Below are 16,372 nucleotides of genomic sequence, written 5' to 3' on the forward strand. Positions count from 1 at the left end.
TGGGGAGCGGGCACGTCAGTGATAGGTCTGGTCTTTCGAGACCTCGCCCCGGAACACCGAATACGCGACACACGTGTACAGCACGATGAGCGGTAGCACGAAGAGCCCTGCGCCCCAGAACATGAATGCCTGCGACGCCGGCGGCGCAGCGGCATCAGACAACGTGACTTGAAAAGGAATGATGTAGGGGAGGTAGGACCCCACCAAAGCGAGAAGCAGCAGTACGAAGCTTGCTGCTGTGTAGAGATAAGGAAGCTTCGGTGAGCCGTGCCGCGCAGCCCGACCCGCCGCACAGAAAGCCAGCAATGCGAGTACTGGCAAGAAGAAAAGCACCGGGTGTGCAAACCACCGTGCGCGCACACCGCCTTGCATTACAAGCGTCAGCACGACCACCGAAGCGGCCGCGACGATAACAAGCGGCATGAGCCGACGCGCCGCAGCGCGGCCGAACTCCTGCAACGTGCGGTCACCCTTGAGCACGAGCCAACCCGCGCCGAGCGTGGCATATCCAAGGCTGAGCGCCACACCGCACCACAACGGGAACGCATCGCACCACTCCAAACGACTGCCTGTGTATCGCAGGTTCATAACAGGAATACCCTGAGCGTACGTTCCGACAGAAACGCCCTGCATGAACGCCGCAAGTAGCGAACCCGCAAACAGCATTACATCCCAGACCCATCGCGATCGTTCTGCTTTGTGACTGAACTCGATCGCCACGCCGCGCATGATCAGGCCAGTGAGCATGCCGACCAGAGGACCATGCAGCGCCGGTAGCATGATGGAATACACGGCTGGAAACGCGCCGAACAGGGTCGTGCCGGCAATAACGAGCCACGTCCAATTGCCGTCCCATACCGGCGCGATGGACGCGAGCATCTGGTCTCTCAACGCCCATTTTTTTGCGAACCCGCTCAATACGCCGACCCCGAGATCGAAGCCGTCAAGTGAGACATAGGCGACAAGCGCGAAGATGAATGCTAGTAACCAGAGCCATTCAAGCATGGTTGTTCCCCTAGTTACCAATGCGAATCGGCACGGTCGCCAAGCGTTGCGGTAGGCGACTGTCGCTGCCTGGGAAACGGCTTCGCAGAACTGATAATCTGAAAAATCGCGTTTCCATTCCAGAAGCCAATCACCTCACCTGTCGTCACACCGCTCATCACGATCCGAAGGATGTAGTAGATGCCGAAGCAGAAGATAAACCCGTAGACCGCAACATAAAGCGCCAGCGTCGCAACTGCGAAGTGCGCGGAGAGGCCGGGCGTCAATGCGTTCGCGGTACGCAGAACGCCCCATACGGCCCACGGTTGCCGGCCAACCTCAGCAGTAAACCAGCCTGCCAGGATCGCAATGAAGCCAAGCGGGAAACTCCAGGCTACCGGCCAAAGAAGCCATCGCTGCTTCTGCAGCCTGCGACCTGGCGCCGCGGCGGTACCGATCCATGGTGAGTGGAGGACTGCTTGAACAGATGAACAGCAGTTTCCGTCGCAACATGGCAAAGACAGGCGGCCTGACATGCGGGACGACGATCTCCAAACCATGTGCAGCTAGTGAGATCAGACAGCCGGAGAGAAACAGATAAGCGGTTACTGGATGCAGACTCGACACAGGTCGACCGTTCTCCGGTAAACGTTGCGGTTAAGCCAAGGGACAAACGTATATTCGTCATATGCGTTTGAGCCGATGTAGATCCAGTGGTGTAAGGAGTTGGCCATGTCAGTCACCTTGGCATGAAGTCTGGCGAAAAGTGTTGTCTACGCTTGGGATGCGCGGCGACAGCACGGATAGTGGGCACGCGTGATTACCGGTGCGGTGGCCGCGACCATGGCTTCTCTCTGCGGACACAAAGGCGCAGATGAGAAAGAGCGCTTTTGTTGCGCAGCCGATGAAAGACACGGCCGGTTGGAGCAGCGAGTCGTTGAACTGGAGGGCAATCGTCGGTGCGACCGCCAGTATGCTCATCGCGCAGAGAAGGCAGAAAAAGGGACGTGCGATTCGTGCTTCGAGTACGACCGCGAGCCCGGACCCGGTCACGATCAACCGTGTGCCTATCGTCGTGGCGAGCGCGGTGTCGCCGTCTGTCATTGCGAAGTCCTGAGCTGTCTCGATCAGTGCCCACCAGCAGACGACGAGCGCTGCAATGATGACCGCGCGCCCGGTCGGCTGGCTGCAGCCGCTCGCGTGCGGTTCCGCCTGCGGAAAAAAGCGAGGACCTGTATGTTTGCTGAGCATGGTTCAACCTTCGCGCGGGCATGCTGAGACGAGAATGTGCGTTCGAAAGCAATTTGCGAATTGCTGTCGACGCGTGAACAGCTTGCGACGCATTGCTTCCGACAGACGGGACGGGGGACCTGTCATAACTTCGAAGTAGTCACTGTTCGAGCCGCACCGCCTATGGTTGCCAAGATAGGACGAAGATTGGTATCGAATCCATTCTCCGAATGTTTCGACCTCTGCCAACCGTTGTTTGCCGCAGCTATACGCCGGTATCGCTCGAGCTACCGGCGGACTCGAGGAGAGGTGCCGCAGGTGCAGGGTTCTTTCCCAGTCGCTACAGACGTGGGGTGGCGTCATACGGCCCGATGGCATGTCCACGACATGACTGCTTGTTGGTCAGCAACGGTGGCGTTTCGGGATTGAGGACGACGCGGCCCGCCCGGCATAGGGCGGCTACAACCTCGAACGGACATGGGCAGCGTTTCGAGCGATGGCGCGCACCATAAGCCGCAATGTCGTGCCGAGCTTCGGGCTATCCATTCCGGAAGGGATAGCGGAACATACGCCGGTATGATGGCCAGGTCGATGCTTGCCCTCACGAAGTCCATCCAGACAGCAGCTGCCGACTCCCGTCTTTGGGACGGTCTGGATCATTGACGACGATGAATCGTTGCGCCTCGCAATCGAAAGCCTTGTGCAGTCGATTGGCTATTCGACGCAGGTTTTTCCGCTGGCGACCGACTACCTGGCGGCGCGCACCTCTCACCTGCGCACCCAGAACGGAGTTCTGATTTCCGACATCCGCATGCCCGGGATGTCGGGCGTGGAGTTGCTCGATCGTCTTGTCGCGCTGGGCGCGGCGCCGCCGACAATCTTTGTGAGCGCGTTCCCCAGCGACGGTTGCATTTGCGGGGGGGCAGGCGAGCCCGGTTGTCGCGCTCCTCGACAAACCGGTGCACGCGGTAGCCTTGAAGCGCGAGCTCGCCAAAATCCGGATCTGAATGGTGACGCGCAAGGCCGGAGCTGTGTCGAACTCTTCTGTCACGGTCTCCAGATAGCGCTCAGGGGCGCGGACGTGCCTGCTGGGGGCCGATGTCGAGTGCGGCGGCCTTGAACACGAGGTCCGCGAGTGAGTGCGCGCCCATCTTCTTCATCAACTGACCGCGATGGATCTTGACGGTGATTTCGCTTACGTTGAGCTGGACGGCAATCTGCTTGTTCAGCATTCCGCTGACGACTAGCGCCAGGATGTCGCGCTCGCGCGGCGTGAGCGACTTATAGGCCTCGCGTAGAACATTCAGGCGGAGTTCCTTTTCGAGGCGCTGCGCGTCTTTCGATATTGCCTCGGAGATCGCGTCGAGCATGTCCTGGTCGCGGAAAGGCTTCGGGAAAAAATGGAACGCGCCGGCTTTCATTGCACGCACCGACATTTCCATGTCCCCGTGACCGGTCATAAAAAGCACCGGCATATGTAATGCCTCGCGCGCCATCGCCTGCTGGAAGGCCAGCCCGCTCTCGCCTTTTAGCCTGACATCGAGGATGAGACAGCTAGGACCGCCGGGTTTGCGAAAATCCAGGAATTCGCGGACGGAACCGAACGGCTCGACGCAATACCCCACTGATTCCAGCAAGTCACGCAACGCCAGACGCATGGACTCTTCGTCGTCCACAACGAAAACTGTGGAGCGGGGGATTCCGCTCGTGGACGGCGGCGCATGCCTATCGGTAGCCATAACAAATTCCTTGAAGAGCGCGCCCGAAGGTTCAGACTCTTCGCTTGCCCGATCGGGACGCGTCGCGGCCGATCCAGGCAACGAGACGCCAGGAAGTATGACACGGCATAGCCCCAGGTATGAGGTGAATGTCCAAACGCAGCTTTGCAGCCGCCTGCGGGCATCCGTATGCTGGAATCGACGTCGGAAGAGTCGCACGAGCGGTTGAGCATAAAAACCGGACTGGCTTGCAACATATGGAGAGAAATATGTCGTTCGCATTGCAAGAGTGCTTCAGACCATATCTCTATGCCCGCGGCCAGGCGCGGCCCGCACGGCCCGACCTGGCGCGCGCAATGGCGCGCAGCAGACGATGCAGAACAACCTTCGCGCCTGGCCGATGCATGCTTGGCATCACGAAGGCCGCGGCCAGCCGCTGTTACCGACTGACGAGACGCGGACTGTGAATGGTGGATAAGTCGCCAGCATGCCCGTCGCGGGAGGAGAACGGCGCGTTGCCCTTCGCCGCGTCCCAAAGTCCAGAAGCAATGCTAACCCGATCGCTTTCGCAAGGAGTTTCGACATGCTGGCAAACGCAAACGTGATGGATCCGTGGGCGCAGACCATCTCTCTGCTGGGGACGCCTTCGCGCCTGTTGGCCGCTGTGGAAGGGGCCGAGCAGCGCCGTCAGAAGGCGCACTGTGCCGATGGATGCTTTACCGCCGCAGTGACGCTGATCGACCGTCCGACGTCGTCGACGGCCACGATTGCCTGGCGCGATGCGACGCGCGGCTGTTTCGGCGACCAGGCCTGGCGCATGGCGCGCGCCCGCATGCCGGGCTTCTGCGCGATGAGCGGGCAAGCGATCAATCCCGGTGACGCCGTCTACAAGCCGACCTCACGCCCAACGCCCATCAATGCGGAAGCGATGATCCTGGCCTGCGTGGTGCACGACGCGGCGACTCTCTGAACCGCGCACATCGTTTTTTGCCGCAGCGAACGTTGCCTGCTGCAATTTTGGCCGAGCGGCGTGGATAGCGTGTCCGCGGCTTGCGTACGATGGATTCGGCAGTAGAAGTGTTTGGGGGAAACCCTTGACCGCGTGGGGGTCAAGCCATATGCGCGGGAGCAGCCCCAGAAGATTCATGTCGTTCGACTGGCAGGGTCAACCGGAATACCGCTCCGCAAGGCTGGTTTTGCTCAGCGTCGATGCGTCCGCCGTGGGCCTCCGCAATCGACCTGCAGATTGCAAGGCCCATGCCCATGCCCTCCGCTTTCGTCGTATAAAGCGACTCGAACAGGTGTGGGAGGTCTGCTTCGTTTATTCCGACGCCCGTGTCGCGAACCTGTATGAAGGCATAGCCGTGCCCGTCGACTCCGGTGTAACCGTCAGTACGCGGTGGTTGTCGACGACGCCATGCATTGCCTCGATGGCATTCACGACCAAGTTGATCAGCACCTGCTGCACCTGAACGCGGTCGCCGCTGATCGAGAGCGAGCTTTGCTTGAGTTCGCGCCGTAACTGAATGCCGTTGCGATCGACGCCGTCAACTCGCCCAGGACGAGCACCCGATTCATTCGAACCAGGTCGGACCGCGCCTGCTCCAGCGCGTCCTCGAGCCGTACGCGCTCGGTGATGTCATTGTTGGTCTCGAGGACCATGGAAGCGCGCCCGGCCGCATCCCGCTGCAAAGTGAGACGGCAACTCACGATGCGCGGGGCGCCGTCGGCGCGACGCCTGGCGAACCTGGCCTTCCCAGCTATCGTGCTGATGAAGCCGGTCAACGGTCTGCTGGAGCGGTACGACGAATTGCGTGTTGAGCAATGTGTGCACGACCTTGCCTATGGCCGCTGCCCGGTCGAAGCCGTACAGTGCTTCGGCGCCACGGTTCCAGTAGAGGACCTTCCCGCTCATGTCCCACGTAAAGAAAGCATCGCGCGTCAGTTCGAGCAGGCTGGCCTGATATCGGTGCCGCTGTTCTGTGCGAAGGCTGCGGATAGTGAGAACGGTCGCCAGTGCGATCGTGAGATTGCTGATCACCTCATTTACGATGCCCTCCAGGATGGGGCCGGCAGGGCGCGTGAGCCCCCAACTGATCACCGCGAGCGCGATGCACCCTGCGCCCACCAGCGTGACCGTGCGCGTCGATCCGAATCTCGCCGACAGCAGCACAACAAGCACATACAACGTGGCGACGGCGATGTCGAGAACCGTGACGGTATCGGCGAAGAAGATCAGCAACGCCAGTATCGACATCGCGATCATCGCCCGTCCGTTAGGGAAACGAAGGACATTCATTTTCGTCTGGTCTCTGATGGACGCGCGAAGCACCGACGGACGTAAAGCCGCGTTGGTTCAGTGCTCAATCGACGGTTCAGGAGGGCGCACGAATGAATCTGTCTTGTCGCGACAGTACAGATCGCGCGGCATGTGACCGGATAGGTCACGGTCGCTCGCTCCGTGTTTCCGCGGATCGCTTTGCGCCGCAAAGACAACGGTCGCCGACAGCGCGGAGAACATCGCATATGCCGGTAATGGCAGCTTGTAACGAGGCGCATGATTAATCCGTCGGCAGTAGTCTGGTCATCCACAGTGGCCAAAAGACCGCGATATGGTGCACGTCGCGATGGCTGCACCTGTTGGTGACCTGTGCACCGCGGTAGGTCGTTAGCTACCAGGCTAAGGCACCGATACAGCGGGTTCAGGCCGCGTGCCGGCTGGGTTCAACGAACTCGGCGGACTCTAGCCTTTGTTGGGCTCGCAGCAAGCGCGGCGTGGTGCCTGCATGCCCGAGTCTGGATTGCATGTCGATCTTCGCACACGACGTGGTCGACGCCTGGCGGGTGCTCAAGCCGATGGCCGCGTTCGACGCGCTCGACGGATACGCCGCGTACGTTGCGCCGCGAGGGTGGTCACGTGAACCGTTGCGCGTCGCGCTTCCGGACGCGCTCGAATTCTTCGGCGACGACCAAGTGGCAACGGCGTTCGCGGCATCGCTCGATACGGTCACATCGCGTCTCAGCTTCGAGCCCGCGACGTTCTAGTTCGCGCCGATGCAGCAGGTCGCGTCGCGGCAGTACGACGGCCCCTGCGTCGCAGAACGCCGCGCCGCGCTCAGCGCATTCTTCGATACGCACCGTGAGTCGATCAGCCTGTAGCCTGCAACGGTGGATCAGGCAGCTCCATGAACGCAACGGCTATCACAAACGCTCATCGCCATTGCCAACAAGATGCCCGCATGCTGTGGGTGATGGTCGCGAAGGACTTCGTTGCCCCCATAGCTGCGCCGTTTGCTTCCGGCGGGAGCGGTTGTCGGGCGGCGCTTGCACCCGCTAGAAAGCGCCGCCTTTTCACGGCGCACACCCATTTCAGTCGATTGCACCGCTTGAACGAACGTCTGCACCCGTCGTGACATCGGACGGGCATGGCGCCACGGCCAGGGTGAACTGAAACACGGCGCCGCGGGGCTCGTTCGAGCTCGCCGACAGACGTCCTCCGTGCGCTTCTATAATCGAACGACAAATCGAGAGCCCCATCCCCATGCCGCCAGCCTTCGTCGTGTAAAACGGCTCAAAGAGACGCTCCACGTTGTCGACCGCCAACCCCGGTCCCGAATCGCGCACGGAAACGAGGACGCGGCCCGATTCGTCGTTGGCGGTGCTGATGATCATTTCCCGCCGCCCGTGTTCAACGACGCTCATCGCCTCCACGGCGTTGATGATCAGGTTCAGCATGACCTGTTGGAGTTCGACGCGATCGCCTTCAACGGGCGGCAAGTCCTCCGCAAGCTGCATCCGCGTGGATACGCCGCTTTTCGCAACCTCACTGGACGTGAGGGCAATGACCTCATGGATCGCCTCGTTCATCTGCAGGCTTTGCCTGGACGGCGGGACGTTCCGGACGAGACCGTGAACCCGGTTCGTGACCTCGCTGGCGCGCTTCGCGTCCTTGATGATTCGATCGAACGCTTGCCGGGCTTGCTCGAGGACGGGCGGATTGGCACCTAACCAAAGCAGCCCGGCCTGAGCATTGGCGACGGTCGCCGCGACCGGCTGCTTGATTTCATGGCTGAGCGAGGCCGCGAGGTGCTCCATCGTCGTCACGCGATTCGCCTGCGCCAGCACCGTCTGAACTTCGCGGTAGCGCCGCTCGCTCTCCCGTAGCTCGGCTTCCGCGCGCTTTTGCTCCGTGATGTCGCGTGAGATGCCGAGCAGGAACTGCGGCTCGCCGCGCGCATCGAGGATCGGGATCTTCATCGTGTGTACGAGGCGCGGCCCATTACGCGTTAGAACCCGTTCCTCCGGCACCTCGACCATCCGCCGCGACTCCAGCACGGCACGATCCTTCAGCGCGAAGAAATCGGCCTCCTGGACGGGAAACAGGGCATGGACGGATTTGCCGATGAGTTCCTCGCGGCGGTAGCCGAGCAGTTGCTCTCCTGCCTTGTTAAAGCGCACGAACTGCAGGGTCACTGCATCCTTGACGAAGACTACATCCGGGATGTTTTCGATGATGCTGTCCAGGAAATGTTCGCTCGCTTGCGCTGCCTCTTCGGCGCGCTGTCGTTCGGCGATCTCGGCCGTCCGGCCCGCAAGCGCCGTGGTGAGTTCGGCCGTGCGCTGCGTGACGCGTGCCTCGAGTTCGGCGTTGAGCTCCTTCAGCGCATCCTCGGCCTGCCTGCGCTGGCGCCGGTCTTCGAGGAACTGCTCGACTGCGCGCGCCATATCGGCAATCTCGTCGCCGCCGTGAACGGGGACGCCGGCTTGCACGCTGTCGACGTCACCGTGCCGCAGGAAGTGACTGACTCGGCGCAGCCGTGCCACGACGTGGCGTCCGAGGAATGCGCGGGCGATCAGCCAGGCAAGCAGCAGGCTTACCGCAACTTCGCCGATGACCCATCTGCGCGTGCGGTCCGAGTCTTCGGCCAGAGACTGGACCGCTTTGCGGTAGGCGCGCGTGAAATAATCCGACTGCTGGCGCGCCGCGGCCGCCAAGGCGTCGGCCTGGCGGCGCAGATCGTCGTCCAGGCTGGCCAATGACGCGCCGGGCCGCGACGAGGACGCCGGCGCGGGTGCCGCGCGCAGCGCGGTTTCGCGCACCTGCGCCTCGATGTTGACTGTGTTGCGGAAGCGCTGGCTGGACCGATGCAGCGCCAGCGCATCGACAGTGACGGCCTCGCTCGCCGCGGATGCCAGACGGTCTACCAGGCGGTCAAAGGATGCCAACTGTTCGATGACATGCCGATGCGTCTCGCGCACAGCGTCCACCGTATCGTCACTGGACAACTGTAATGCCAGGCGTTCGATCATCAGCGTGCGCTGCGCCAGGTCCTGTGCATCTTCCTGGCGCGCCAGCCGCTCTTCGGCCAACTGGCGGATCGCGTGGGCCGAACCGGCCAACGAGTAAATGGTCGTGACACCGACCGCGACCACCAGCGCGGCCAGGCACGAAGCGACGAGCGCAAACTGAGCGGTGAGCGACTGGGGGCGCGGTAGTTTCATGGGCGTTGCCAGATGCGGCGATAGATATCGCGGTAGCCATTGGCGGGGTCGTAGAGCAGACGATCGCCGCCGTCCGCGGCGATGTTGTCCGCCGTCACGAGATGCACCGGAAACACGTAACCCGTGACGTCTCCGCCGGCAAAGAGCCGGTTCATCTCGTCGACCAACTGCCAGCCGTGCAGATTCAGGGGTTCGGCCACCGTGCCCGTCTGGAAGGTGCCCGTCCGGATACGCAGGAAGGCGGACTCGCTGCCGTCGCCAGCCGACAGCATGGCCATGGCGGCGTTCGGCATTCCGGCCTGGGTCAGCACCGGGGCGGCGTAGTCGAAGTAGATGTCGTTGACGGCCAGCGCATATGTCCAGCGCTTGCCATACCGCGCGAGCAAGGCGCGTGTCGCGCCCGGCATCAGTTCCTGGCTGCGCGAGATCGCCACGTCGCGCACATCGAGCAAGGTGCAGCCGCTGCACGCGCGAACGACGGCAGCCATTTCATCCGCCTTGCCTTGCGCAATCCGGAAATTGGAGTCGGTGAAGATGACGACTCCCGCATGCCCGCCGGACTGCACGATGGCCGCCAGCGCGGTCACGCGCGCGACCTCGAGCGGATCCGTCGCCACGTTCATCGCCACGGGCGTGCCGGGCACCGGTCCGGCCCGGGCCGCGACATGCCAGCCGACGATCGGAATGCTCCGCTCGGCAAACGGCCGCAGCCCGGGCAGCAGGGCGCGTGCGTCGCCACCGATGATGATCAGGCCGTCTGGACGACTTGCCAGCGCATTCGAAAGCATCTTCAGCCGCAGGTCCGGCGTGCCGCCGGAGTCGAATATCTTTACGCTCCAGCCGATGACCTTGGCCGCCTCCAGCACACCGTCGACCACGCCGACGATGCCGCCGTTGCGCAAATCCTCGGCGACGATGGCGACGCGTTTCCCGGGTTGCGCGCGCGGCCCGTTGCGCGGCCCGTTCCAGGGTGCAGCGGGTTGCGCCGCCGCATCGACCACACGCTTCGCTTCAGCCAGGTAGTTACTCGCGGCGGCGACAATCGCGGCGACCGTGGCGGAAGAGGCGGTGGACACGGGGGGAGTCAACAAACTCTGCGCCGCGATAACCGACGGCATGCATACGCATGCCAGAATCAACGCCCTCATGCTGCTCCCTAACGGTCCGCTCCGGGTCGATCGACCCAATTGAAGACGTACCCAAATGCCGCTCGGAGTGCCATCCAAACAAGATACAGCTCAGGCCGCCGCGAGTCATCGTCGCGCTGGGGCAGCAGCGGACTTGCGGGTCGCCGCAAGGAGCCCGCGCGGTGGCGTATCACCACTTGTGCAGTGCATTGGCGACCGCGGACCATCTGCCGATGCCGGGATAGCCGAGTCGCTGGCGCTGTCCGGCGCAAAGGCCGCCAGCCATGAAGACAAGTCTGCCACACGTGACGCATCGATGATGCTTATCGCAGGCCGGCAATGAAGGGGGATAACCCTGGCAAAACGGGGTCCGCAGCATACCGGCCTGCGCTATTGCAACAGAACCGCAACTCCTCGATGTCGCGCAGGCTTAACTGGAGTCGATAGTACCAACGCGCCGCGCAACTGACGAGGACGGCGAGGAATCGCTGACCGTCGAAGGCGATGAGCTCGATCAGCTAGTGGATGCCCTCAACGCAATGAGGGAGAGGCTGCGGCAGCACGCGATCGAGCTGGGAAACGCGAATGCACGCATGGCGGCAATCCTGGACAACATACCGGACCTTGCGTGGGTTAAGGACGCAAACGGCCGTTTCATCGCAGTCAATCGCGCCGTTGCCGCTGCGAATGGGTTTGCGGAGCCTCACGACATGATAGGCAAGACCGATTTCGATGTTCATCCGCCAGAACTCGCCCGGACTTATCTTCGTGACGACGTCGAAGTGATGGAATCGCACGGGCGCAAGCGGATCGAGGAGCCTCATGTCGATGCGGATGGCAGCATGAGGTGGATCGAGACGATAAAGACAGCGTTGCATGACGGGCAAGGGCGCGTGGCCGGTACTGTCGGGATTGCGCGCGTTGTCACCGAACGCAGGCGTGCCGCGGAAACCTTGCGTGAGACGCAGATGGAATTGGCACACGCAAACCGCGTTGCGACAATGGGACAACTCGCGGCCTCGATCGCCCATGAGGTCAACCAGCCGATCGCCGCGACTGTCACTCACGCCCAGGCTGGGCTTCGGTGGTTGCGCGCCCAGCCGCCTGAAATGGAGAAGGTTGCACAGGGGCTGCGCCGGATCATCAAGGATGGCAATCGGGCGGCGGACGTGATCGGCCGGATCCGGGAACTACTCAGGAAGACGGCGCCACATAACGAAACGTTGGACATTAACGAGGCAATCCGCGAGGTGATGGAGATCACCCGAGGGAAGCAATGAAGCGGGGTGCTCTGGTAAAGACGCAACTGGCCGACGGCTTGCCCTTCATCGAGGGAAACCGTATCGAATTGCAACAGGTCCTCCTTAACCCGGTCATCGACGCGATCGAGGCCATCAGCGGCGCCAGCGACGGCGCGCGGGAAGTGCTGGTCAGCACGGGGAAGGCCGACGCTGGCTGCGTGCTTGTGGCAGTGTGCGATTCGGGGCCAGGCTTTTCCCCGGAAAGCGCCGAGCGCCTTTTCGCCCCCTTCTACACGACGAAGTCCACCGGCTTGGGGATGGGGCTGTCGATCTCCCGTTCGATCATCGAAGCACATGGCTCCGCGGGGCGGGTTCGCGCTTGCCGACAATCGTCCGCCATACCGATGGCCTCGTTTGCCTGCGTCTTTCATCTGCCCCTTGGCGATGCTGTGTCTCAATAAGGCGCTCCGGTAAATTCTGCGGCCCGACGCCGATGCCGGACACGATGGCCAAGACGCAGAAACCGCCCCGCAAAACACTTCCCGCGGACATTGACCGGGCGCTCAGACGTCTACACCTCGGCCACAATGCTCAACGGCAGTAGTACCGGCGCACCGGTCTCGGGATTTGAGGCTGCAGCCCTATGCTCAGGACGTGGTGTATCGAATAGTGCCGCGTCGTTTCGACAGGAAAGTTCGGTTGTTTGCTCTTCGGGCTACGACTCAATATCTCGTCCACTTTAGTTCCCACCAAGTCGTTTATTGGGAACTAAACACTCCTGCGCAAACTGAACAAGACGAGTACTCGGACCTCAGAAAGGCCGACTTGACGTCGAGTGCTGCCGGTGAAATGAGGGAAGTCGGATAGAAATGTATCGACTACTATTGGATGCAAACTCTGCAAAGGTCGACGGTTCTCCGGTAGACGTTCCGCTTAAGCCATGGGACATAGGTGTATTCGTCGTAAGCGTTCGCGCCGACGTAGATCCAGTTATGCAAACAGTTGGACATGAAAGTCACCTCAAAATGAAGGTTGGGGAAAAAGCGTTGTCGGCGCGTCAGTCGCGCGGCGGCAGTACGGCTACTTCAAAAACGTGACTGTGGTTGCACTTGTCACGACCATTCCTGCCCGAGGAGGAAAACGCGCAAGCGAGAAACAATGTTTTCGTTACGCAGTCGATGAACGAGACGGCTGGTACCAGGAGCGAGTCTGTGAGCTCAAGTGGGATGGCCGGACCGACTGCAAGCACGCTCATCGCGCACAGAAAACAGAAAACGGGCCGCGCGAAGGGGGCGTCGCCTACGACCGCGAGTCCAGACACCACCACGATCAGTCTTGTGCCTACTGTCGCGCCGAGTGCCGCGTCGCTGTCGGTCAATGCGAAGTCCAAAGATATCTTGATCAATTCCCACCAGCAGACAACAAGCGCCGAAATGGTGACTGCGAGCCCGGCCGATCCGCCGATGCTGTTGCCGTTGGACGCCTTTGTTTCCGCCCGCGGAAAACAGCGATGACCTGTGCGTTCGCTAAACATGGTTAACCTTTGACGGGCATGCCGAGACGAAAACGTGTGTCTCCAACACGTAACGCATCTGAGCCTGTCGACGCACAGAACGACTTGCAGGTCAACGCTCACCGATAGGCGGGGGCGGGACCTGTCGTGCCTTTAAAGGGAGTCGACTTGTAAGCAGCACCGCCTATGATTGCCAAGATAGACGGCCGGGTGGTATCGAATCCATTCTGCGAGCGTTTGGACTTTCGCCCACCGTTGTTTGTCGAGCTCATACGTCGGTATGGCTCGGCTTACCGTCGGTCTGAAAGATCCGAAGCGTAAAATTTTTGCGTTTGAAGACAACGTCGACGCGGGCCGCCGTGGAGCAGTTCAGTCGCGATAATCGGTAATGGAACTTGCCGGACTGCGCGTCTCGCTCTGCAGAAGACTCTAGCAACCGTAAGGAAAAGATATGGGGACAGTCAGAAGAGGTTCGGGGGCAACATTCCGAGGCAGCACCGCGGCGGTAAGATTAGCCACGAGAGGCGTACTCAAGGTTCCTTGGACGGCGTTCGTACGATGAAACCTTGAGCGAGGGCGCGCCCGGCAAATCTCGATGCGGGGGCCCGACGCACTGCGTCTCGTCATTCCGGAAGGGATAGTCAGACATACGTCGGTATGATGGACAAGTCGACGCTCCAGGGTCTAGATTGAATAAGCAATCATTGGCAAGCGACCTTATGTCCTCCCGAAGCCCCTCGCAACGACAGCCGCGAGCTTCCGTTTCCGGGATCGTCTGGATTGTCGACGACGACGAATCATCCCGCCTGGCGCTCGAAAGCCTGGTGCAATCGCTCGGCTATTCGACCGAAACTTACTCGCTGCCTTCGGACTATCTGGCGGCGCGGGCGTCGCACCTTCGCACCGAAAACGGAGTTCTGCTTTCCGACGTCCGCATGCCCGGCATGTCAGGACTGGAGTTGCTTGACCGTCTTGTCGCACTGGGCGCCGCGCCGCCGACGATCTTCGTGAGCGCGTTTCCCAGCGACGCGTTGCGAGCGCAGGTGCAGTCCAGCACAGCCATCACGCTGCTCGACAAGCCCGTGGACGCGGCGCTCCTGAAGCGAGCACTCGGCAACGTTGGGATTTAGGCAGGGGCGCTCAAAACAGCGTTTTCGGACCTCTTTCCGTCAATGGCGGCTGGCGCGAGCCTAAGGGCGCGGCTTTGTTTGTTGCCGCCCAATTTCGAGTGCGGCGGCCTTGAAGACGAGATCCGGGAGTGAGCGCGCGCCCATTTTTTTCATCAACTGGCCGCGATGGATTTTCACCGTGATTTCGCTCAGGTTGAGTTGCGCGGCGATCTGCTTGTTGAGCATTCCGCTGACCACCAGCGCCAGGATCTCGCGTTCGCGCGGCGTCAGCGAGGCGTACGCGGCGCGTACAGCCGCGAGGCTGTGTTCCTTTTCGAGGCGTTGCGAGTCTTTCGAAATTGCCTCGGAAATCGCGTCGAGCATATCCTGGTCACGAAACGGCTTCGGGAAAAAATGGAATGCACCAGCTCTCATTGCTCGCACCGACATTTCCATGTCGCCATGCCCCGTCATGAAGAGAACCGGCATTTGCAGTCCCTCGCGTGCCATCGCCTGCTGGAACGCCAGACCGCTTTCGCCTTTGAGCCTGACATCGAGGATGAGACAGCTCGGGCCGGCGGGTTTGTGAAACGTCACGAATTCCTGCACGGAACAGAACGTCTCGACGGAATACCCGACGGACTCCAGTAGATCGCACAGCGCGAGGCGGATGGACTCTTCGTCGTCGACGACGAAGACTGTCGAGCCGCGGATTCCACCCGTCGACGACGGTACATGCCGATCGGTAGCCATAAACGAGTCCTCAACACGCCACAATGCGACGGACTGACGAGACATTTCGCCCGCTTGACAGAGACGCATCCCCGCCGTTTTGCGCCCGTAAGACGCGTTTCAAGTATGACACGGTAAAACGGGAGTAGGGTAAATGTCCGAATGGAGGTTTGCCGCCGCCCAAGCGGCCCGCTACCCTTGCATCTACGTCTGCAATGCGTCGCACGAAGCGGCTGGAACTTGAACCGCGGCATGGGGCGAGGGATACACCCTCTGTTCGGAGCTTACTATGTCGTCGATGCCAGAGGCGTGCTGCAGATTTACCTCTGCGCGCCTTCGCAAGCGCAGCCACCCGGCCCCGCTTGACGCGGGGGCAGCACAAAAGCAGGAGATACCGGAAAACAGCTGCTGTTGGCCGCTGCATGCCCCGGCAGCACAAAGGCAGCCGCCAACCGCCCCTGCCGCCGCGGGCTTTAAACCTGCGGTCTTAGGCGCGCTGAGTTGCTGCACGCGGACAATCGTGCCGTTCGACAGCGATGGCGAAGCGAAACACCGCACTGCCAGGCTTGTTCGGCGCCTGCGTCGATGCGCTCGCCATGAGTCTCGGCAATGGACCTGCAAATGGCAAGGCCCATGCCCTTGCCTCCCGCTTTCGTCGTATAAAACGATTCAAAAAGGTGTTCCAGCTCTCCGTCGCGCAGCCCCACGCCGGTGTCTCATGCTTCGAGCGATGGTATCCGGCGCTCGCGGGCAACGATCACGCTCACCATATCGCGGCGTAGAGCCCCCGCTTTGGCGCGGTGACCCGGAAGAGCTGCTCGAGCAGCATGCGGCTACGGCCCCGCAGTCGCCCACTCGCATCGCGTACTCAATCGTTATCGAAATCTCGGAGGCAGGGCCGATACGCCCGTATATTCACGCAACTCTGAACAATGTGCCGCTGCATCCCAACGTAGGGGCGTTCCTTCCTTCCGTGTGATAGCCCAATTTCGGTCGCGGCTGTACCGTAAACCCATGCCCGATGCGGCCGCGCTTTGCGCCTACAACGGCCTCCGGTCTGACTAGCGCAGGCGGCTTCGAGCCAAATCGAGGTTCCGTCAAAACTTCGCGTCGCTTGTATTCGCAGCAGCCCCTTTGCCCCGGCGGCGACGTTTGATACTTAGAGCGCAGGCTGCCCGTTGTCAACGACTGGCCGATGCGAAAGACGCAAAGAGGT

17 protein-coding genes are annotated in these 16,372 nt (G+C 61.4%); 6 read left to right on the forward strand and 11 right to left on the reverse strand.

Going from position 1 to position 16,372, the window contains the following annotated elements; translation table 11 throughout:
* Window positions 1-15: 15 nt before the first annotated feature.
* The 3 genes from cydB to OKW40_RS34535 all read right to left on the reverse strand — a co-directional run bounded on the left by cydB (window position 16) and on the right by OKW40_RS34535 (window position 2,235).
* Window positions 16-1,005, reverse strand: coding sequence for a cytochrome d ubiquinol oxidase subunit II (gene cydB, locus OKW40_RS34525; protein WP_429493547.1), 990 nt, complete (start codon window positions 1,003-1,005; stop codon window positions 16-18).
* Between the two features lie 14 nt (window positions 1,006-1,019).
* The gene (locus OKW40_RS34530; protein ID WP_429493548.1) at window positions 1,020-1,520 is read right to left on the reverse strand and encodes a cytochrome ubiquinol oxidase subunit I; all 501 of its coding nucleotides are present in this window, start codon (window positions 1,518-1,520) and stop codon (window positions 1,020-1,022) included.
* 199 nt (window positions 1,521-1,719) lie between these two features.
* Window positions 1,720-2,235 (reverse strand): hypothetical protein, encoded by a 516-nt coding sequence (locus OKW40_RS34535; protein ID WP_429493549.1) that lies wholly within the window; start codon window positions 2,233-2,235, stop codon window positions 1,720-1,722.
* A 679-nt stretch (window positions 2,236-2,914) separates the two neighbouring features.
* On the opposite strand from OKW40_RS34535, the gene OKW40_RS34540 reads away from it, so the two are divergent.
* A complete protein-coding gene (locus OKW40_RS34540; protein WP_429493986.1) occupies window positions 2,915-3,334 on the forward strand; it encodes a response regulator in 420 nt (139 codons plus the stop codon).
* On the opposite strand, the gene OKW40_RS34545 is transcribed toward OKW40_RS34540, so the two are convergent.
* Window positions 3,282-3,953 (reverse strand): response regulator transcription factor, encoded by a 672-nt coding sequence (locus OKW40_RS34545; protein ID WP_429493550.1) that lies wholly within the window; start codon window positions 3,951-3,953, stop codon window positions 3,282-3,284. The two genes, OKW40_RS34540 and OKW40_RS34545, sit on opposite strands and share 53 nt — an antisense overlap.
* A 562-nt stretch (window positions 3,954-4,515) precedes the next feature.
* Here OKW40_RS34545 and OKW40_RS34550 point away from each other — a divergent pair.
* Window positions 4,516-4,902 (forward strand): DUF3331 domain-containing protein, encoded by a 387-nt coding sequence (locus OKW40_RS34550; RefSeq protein WP_429493551.1) that lies wholly within the window; start codon window positions 4,516-4,518, stop codon window positions 4,900-4,902.
* Between the two features lie 139 nt (window positions 4,903-5,041).
* On the opposite strand, the gene OKW40_RS34555 is transcribed toward OKW40_RS34550, so the two are convergent.
* Together OKW40_RS34555 and OKW40_RS34560 are read right to left on the reverse strand one after the other, a co-directional pair.
* Window positions 5,042-5,284: an ATP-binding protein gene (locus tag OKW40_RS34555; RefSeq protein WP_429493987.1), complete on the reverse strand. Its 243-nt coding sequence runs from the start codon at window positions 5,282-5,284 to the stop codon at window positions 5,042-5,044.
* Between the two features lie 287 nt (window positions 5,285-5,571).
* Entirely contained in the window at window positions 5,572-6,198 is a 627-nt protein-coding gene (locus OKW40_RS34560; RefSeq protein ID WP_429493553.1) for a PAS domain-containing protein, read from the reverse strand.
* Between the two features lie 539 nt (window positions 6,199-6,737).
* On the opposite strand from OKW40_RS34560, the gene OKW40_RS34565 reads away from it, so the two are divergent.
* Window positions 6,738-6,977 (forward strand): hypothetical protein, encoded by a 240-nt coding sequence (locus tag OKW40_RS34565; protein ID WP_429493555.1) that lies wholly within the window; start codon window positions 6,738-6,740, stop codon window positions 6,975-6,977.
* Window positions 6,978-7,301: 324 nt separating this feature from the next.
* Here OKW40_RS34565 and OKW40_RS34570 read toward each other — a convergent pair whose 3' ends face one another.
* Together OKW40_RS34570 and OKW40_RS34575 are read right to left on the reverse strand one after the other, a co-directional pair.
* Complete coding sequence (locus tag OKW40_RS34570; protein ID WP_429493556.1) at window positions 7,302-9,434, reverse strand: ATP-binding protein; 2,133 nt, start codon at window positions 9,432-9,434, stop codon at window positions 7,302-7,304.
* On the reverse strand, window positions 9,431-10,582 hold the full coding sequence (locus OKW40_RS34575; protein ID WP_429493557.1) for a substrate-binding domain-containing protein: 1,152 nt from the start codon (window positions 10,580-10,582) through the stop codon (window positions 9,431-9,433). Before OKW40_RS34575 ends, OKW40_RS34570 begins: the two co-directional genes overlap by 4 nt.
* 572 nt (window positions 10,583-11,154) lie before the next feature.
* Between OKW40_RS34575 and OKW40_RS34580 the strand changes: the two genes are divergently transcribed.
* Window positions 11,155-11,841 (forward strand): sensor histidine kinase, encoded by a 687-nt coding sequence (locus tag OKW40_RS34580; protein WP_429493558.1) that lies wholly within the window; start codon window positions 11,155-11,157, stop codon window positions 11,839-11,841.
* Entirely contained in the window at window positions 11,838-12,263 is a 426-nt protein-coding gene (locus OKW40_RS34585; RefSeq protein ID WP_429493559.1) for an ATP-binding protein, read from the forward strand. Before OKW40_RS34580 ends, OKW40_RS34585 begins: the two co-directional genes overlap by 4 nt.
* A 596-nt stretch (window positions 12,264-12,859) precedes the next feature.
* Here OKW40_RS34585 and OKW40_RS34590 read toward each other — a convergent pair.
* Complete coding sequence (locus tag OKW40_RS34590; RefSeq protein WP_429493560.1) at window positions 12,860-13,336, reverse strand: hypothetical protein; 477 nt, start codon at window positions 13,334-13,336, stop codon at window positions 12,860-12,862.
* A gap of 668 nt (window positions 13,337-14,004) precedes the next feature.
* Between OKW40_RS34590 and OKW40_RS34595 the strand changes: the two genes are divergently transcribed.
* On the forward strand, window positions 14,005-14,445 hold the full coding sequence (locus OKW40_RS34595; protein ID WP_260330610.1) for a response regulator transcription factor: 441 nt from the start codon (window positions 14,005-14,007) through the stop codon (window positions 14,443-14,445).
* Between the two features lie 60 nt (window positions 14,446-14,505).
* Here the strand turns inward: OKW40_RS34595 and OKW40_RS34600 are convergent, their stop codons facing one another.
* Together OKW40_RS34600 and OKW40_RS34605 are read right to left on the reverse strand one after the other, a co-directional pair.
* On the reverse strand, window positions 14,506-15,177 hold the full coding sequence (locus OKW40_RS34600; RefSeq protein WP_429493562.1) for a response regulator transcription factor: 672 nt from the start codon (window positions 15,175-15,177) through the stop codon (window positions 14,506-14,508).
* A 452-nt stretch (window positions 15,178-15,629) separates the two neighbouring features.
* Window positions 15,630-15,863 carry an ATP-binding protein gene (locus tag OKW40_RS34605; RefSeq protein ID WP_429493563.1) on the reverse strand — a complete coding sequence of 78 codons (234 nt, stop codon included), beginning with the start codon at window positions 15,861-15,863 and terminating at the stop codon, window positions 15,630-15,632.
* Window positions 15,864-16,372: the final 509 nt, after the last annotated feature.

The sequence above is a fragment of the Paraburkholderia sp. RAU6.4a genome, assembly GCF_050435625.1.
Classification (GTDB): domain Bacteria; phylum Pseudomonadota; class Gammaproteobacteria; order Burkholderiales; family Burkholderiaceae; genus Paraburkholderia; species Paraburkholderia tuberum.

What these genes read in the sequence shown, in the direction of transcription:
- cydB (WP_429493547.1), bottom strand. Translation starts at nt 1,005, where the DNA reads ATGCTTGAATGGCTCTGGTTACTAGCATTCATCTTCGCGCTTGTCGCC.
- OKW40_RS34530 (WP_429493548.1), bottom strand. Translation starts at nt 1,520, where the DNA reads ATGTCAGGCCGCCTGTCTTTGCCATGTTGCGACGGAAACTGCTGTTCA.
- OKW40_RS34535 (WP_429493549.1), bottom strand. Translation starts at nt 2,235, where the DNA reads ATGCTCAGCAAACATACAGGTCCTCGCTTTTTTCCGCAGGCGGAACCG.
- OKW40_RS34545 (WP_429493550.1), bottom strand. Translation starts at nt 3,953, where the DNA reads ATGGCTACCGATAGGCATGCGCCGCCGTCCACGAGCGGAATCCCCCGC.
- OKW40_RS34550 (WP_429493551.1), top strand. Translation starts at nt 4,516, where the DNA reads ATGCTGGCAAACGCAAACGTGATGGATCCGTGGGCGCAGACCATCTCT.
- OKW40_RS34560 (WP_429493553.1), bottom strand. Translation starts at nt 6,198, where the DNA reads ATGATCGCGATGTCGATACTGGCGTTGCTGATCTTCTTCGCCGATACC.
- OKW40_RS34565 (WP_429493555.1), top strand. Translation starts at nt 6,738, where the DNA reads ATGTCGATCTTCGCACACGACGTGGTCGACGCCTGGCGGGTGCTCAAG.
- OKW40_RS34570 (WP_429493556.1), bottom strand. Translation starts at nt 9,434, where the DNA reads ATGAAACTACCGCGCCCCCAGTCGCTCACCGCTCAGTTTGCGCTCGTC.
- OKW40_RS34575 (WP_429493557.1), bottom strand. Translation starts at nt 10,582, where the DNA reads ATGAGGGCGTTGATTCTGGCATGCGTATGCATGCCGTCGGTTATCGCG.
- OKW40_RS34580 (WP_429493558.1), top strand. Translation starts at nt 11,155, where the DNA reads ATGGCGGCAATCCTGGACAACATACCGGACCTTGCGTGGGTTAAGGAC.
- OKW40_RS34585 (WP_429493559.1), top strand. Translation starts at nt 11,838, where the DNA reads ATGAAGCGGGGTGCTCTGGTAAAGACGCAACTGGCCGACGGCTTGCCC.
- OKW40_RS34590 (WP_429493560.1), bottom strand. Translation starts at nt 13,336, where the DNA reads ATGTTTAGCGAACGCACAGGTCATCGCTGTTTTCCGCGGGCGGAAACA.
- OKW40_RS34600 (WP_429493562.1), bottom strand. Translation starts at nt 15,177, where the DNA reads ATGGCTACCGATCGGCATGTACCGTCGTCGACGGGTGGAATCCGCGGC.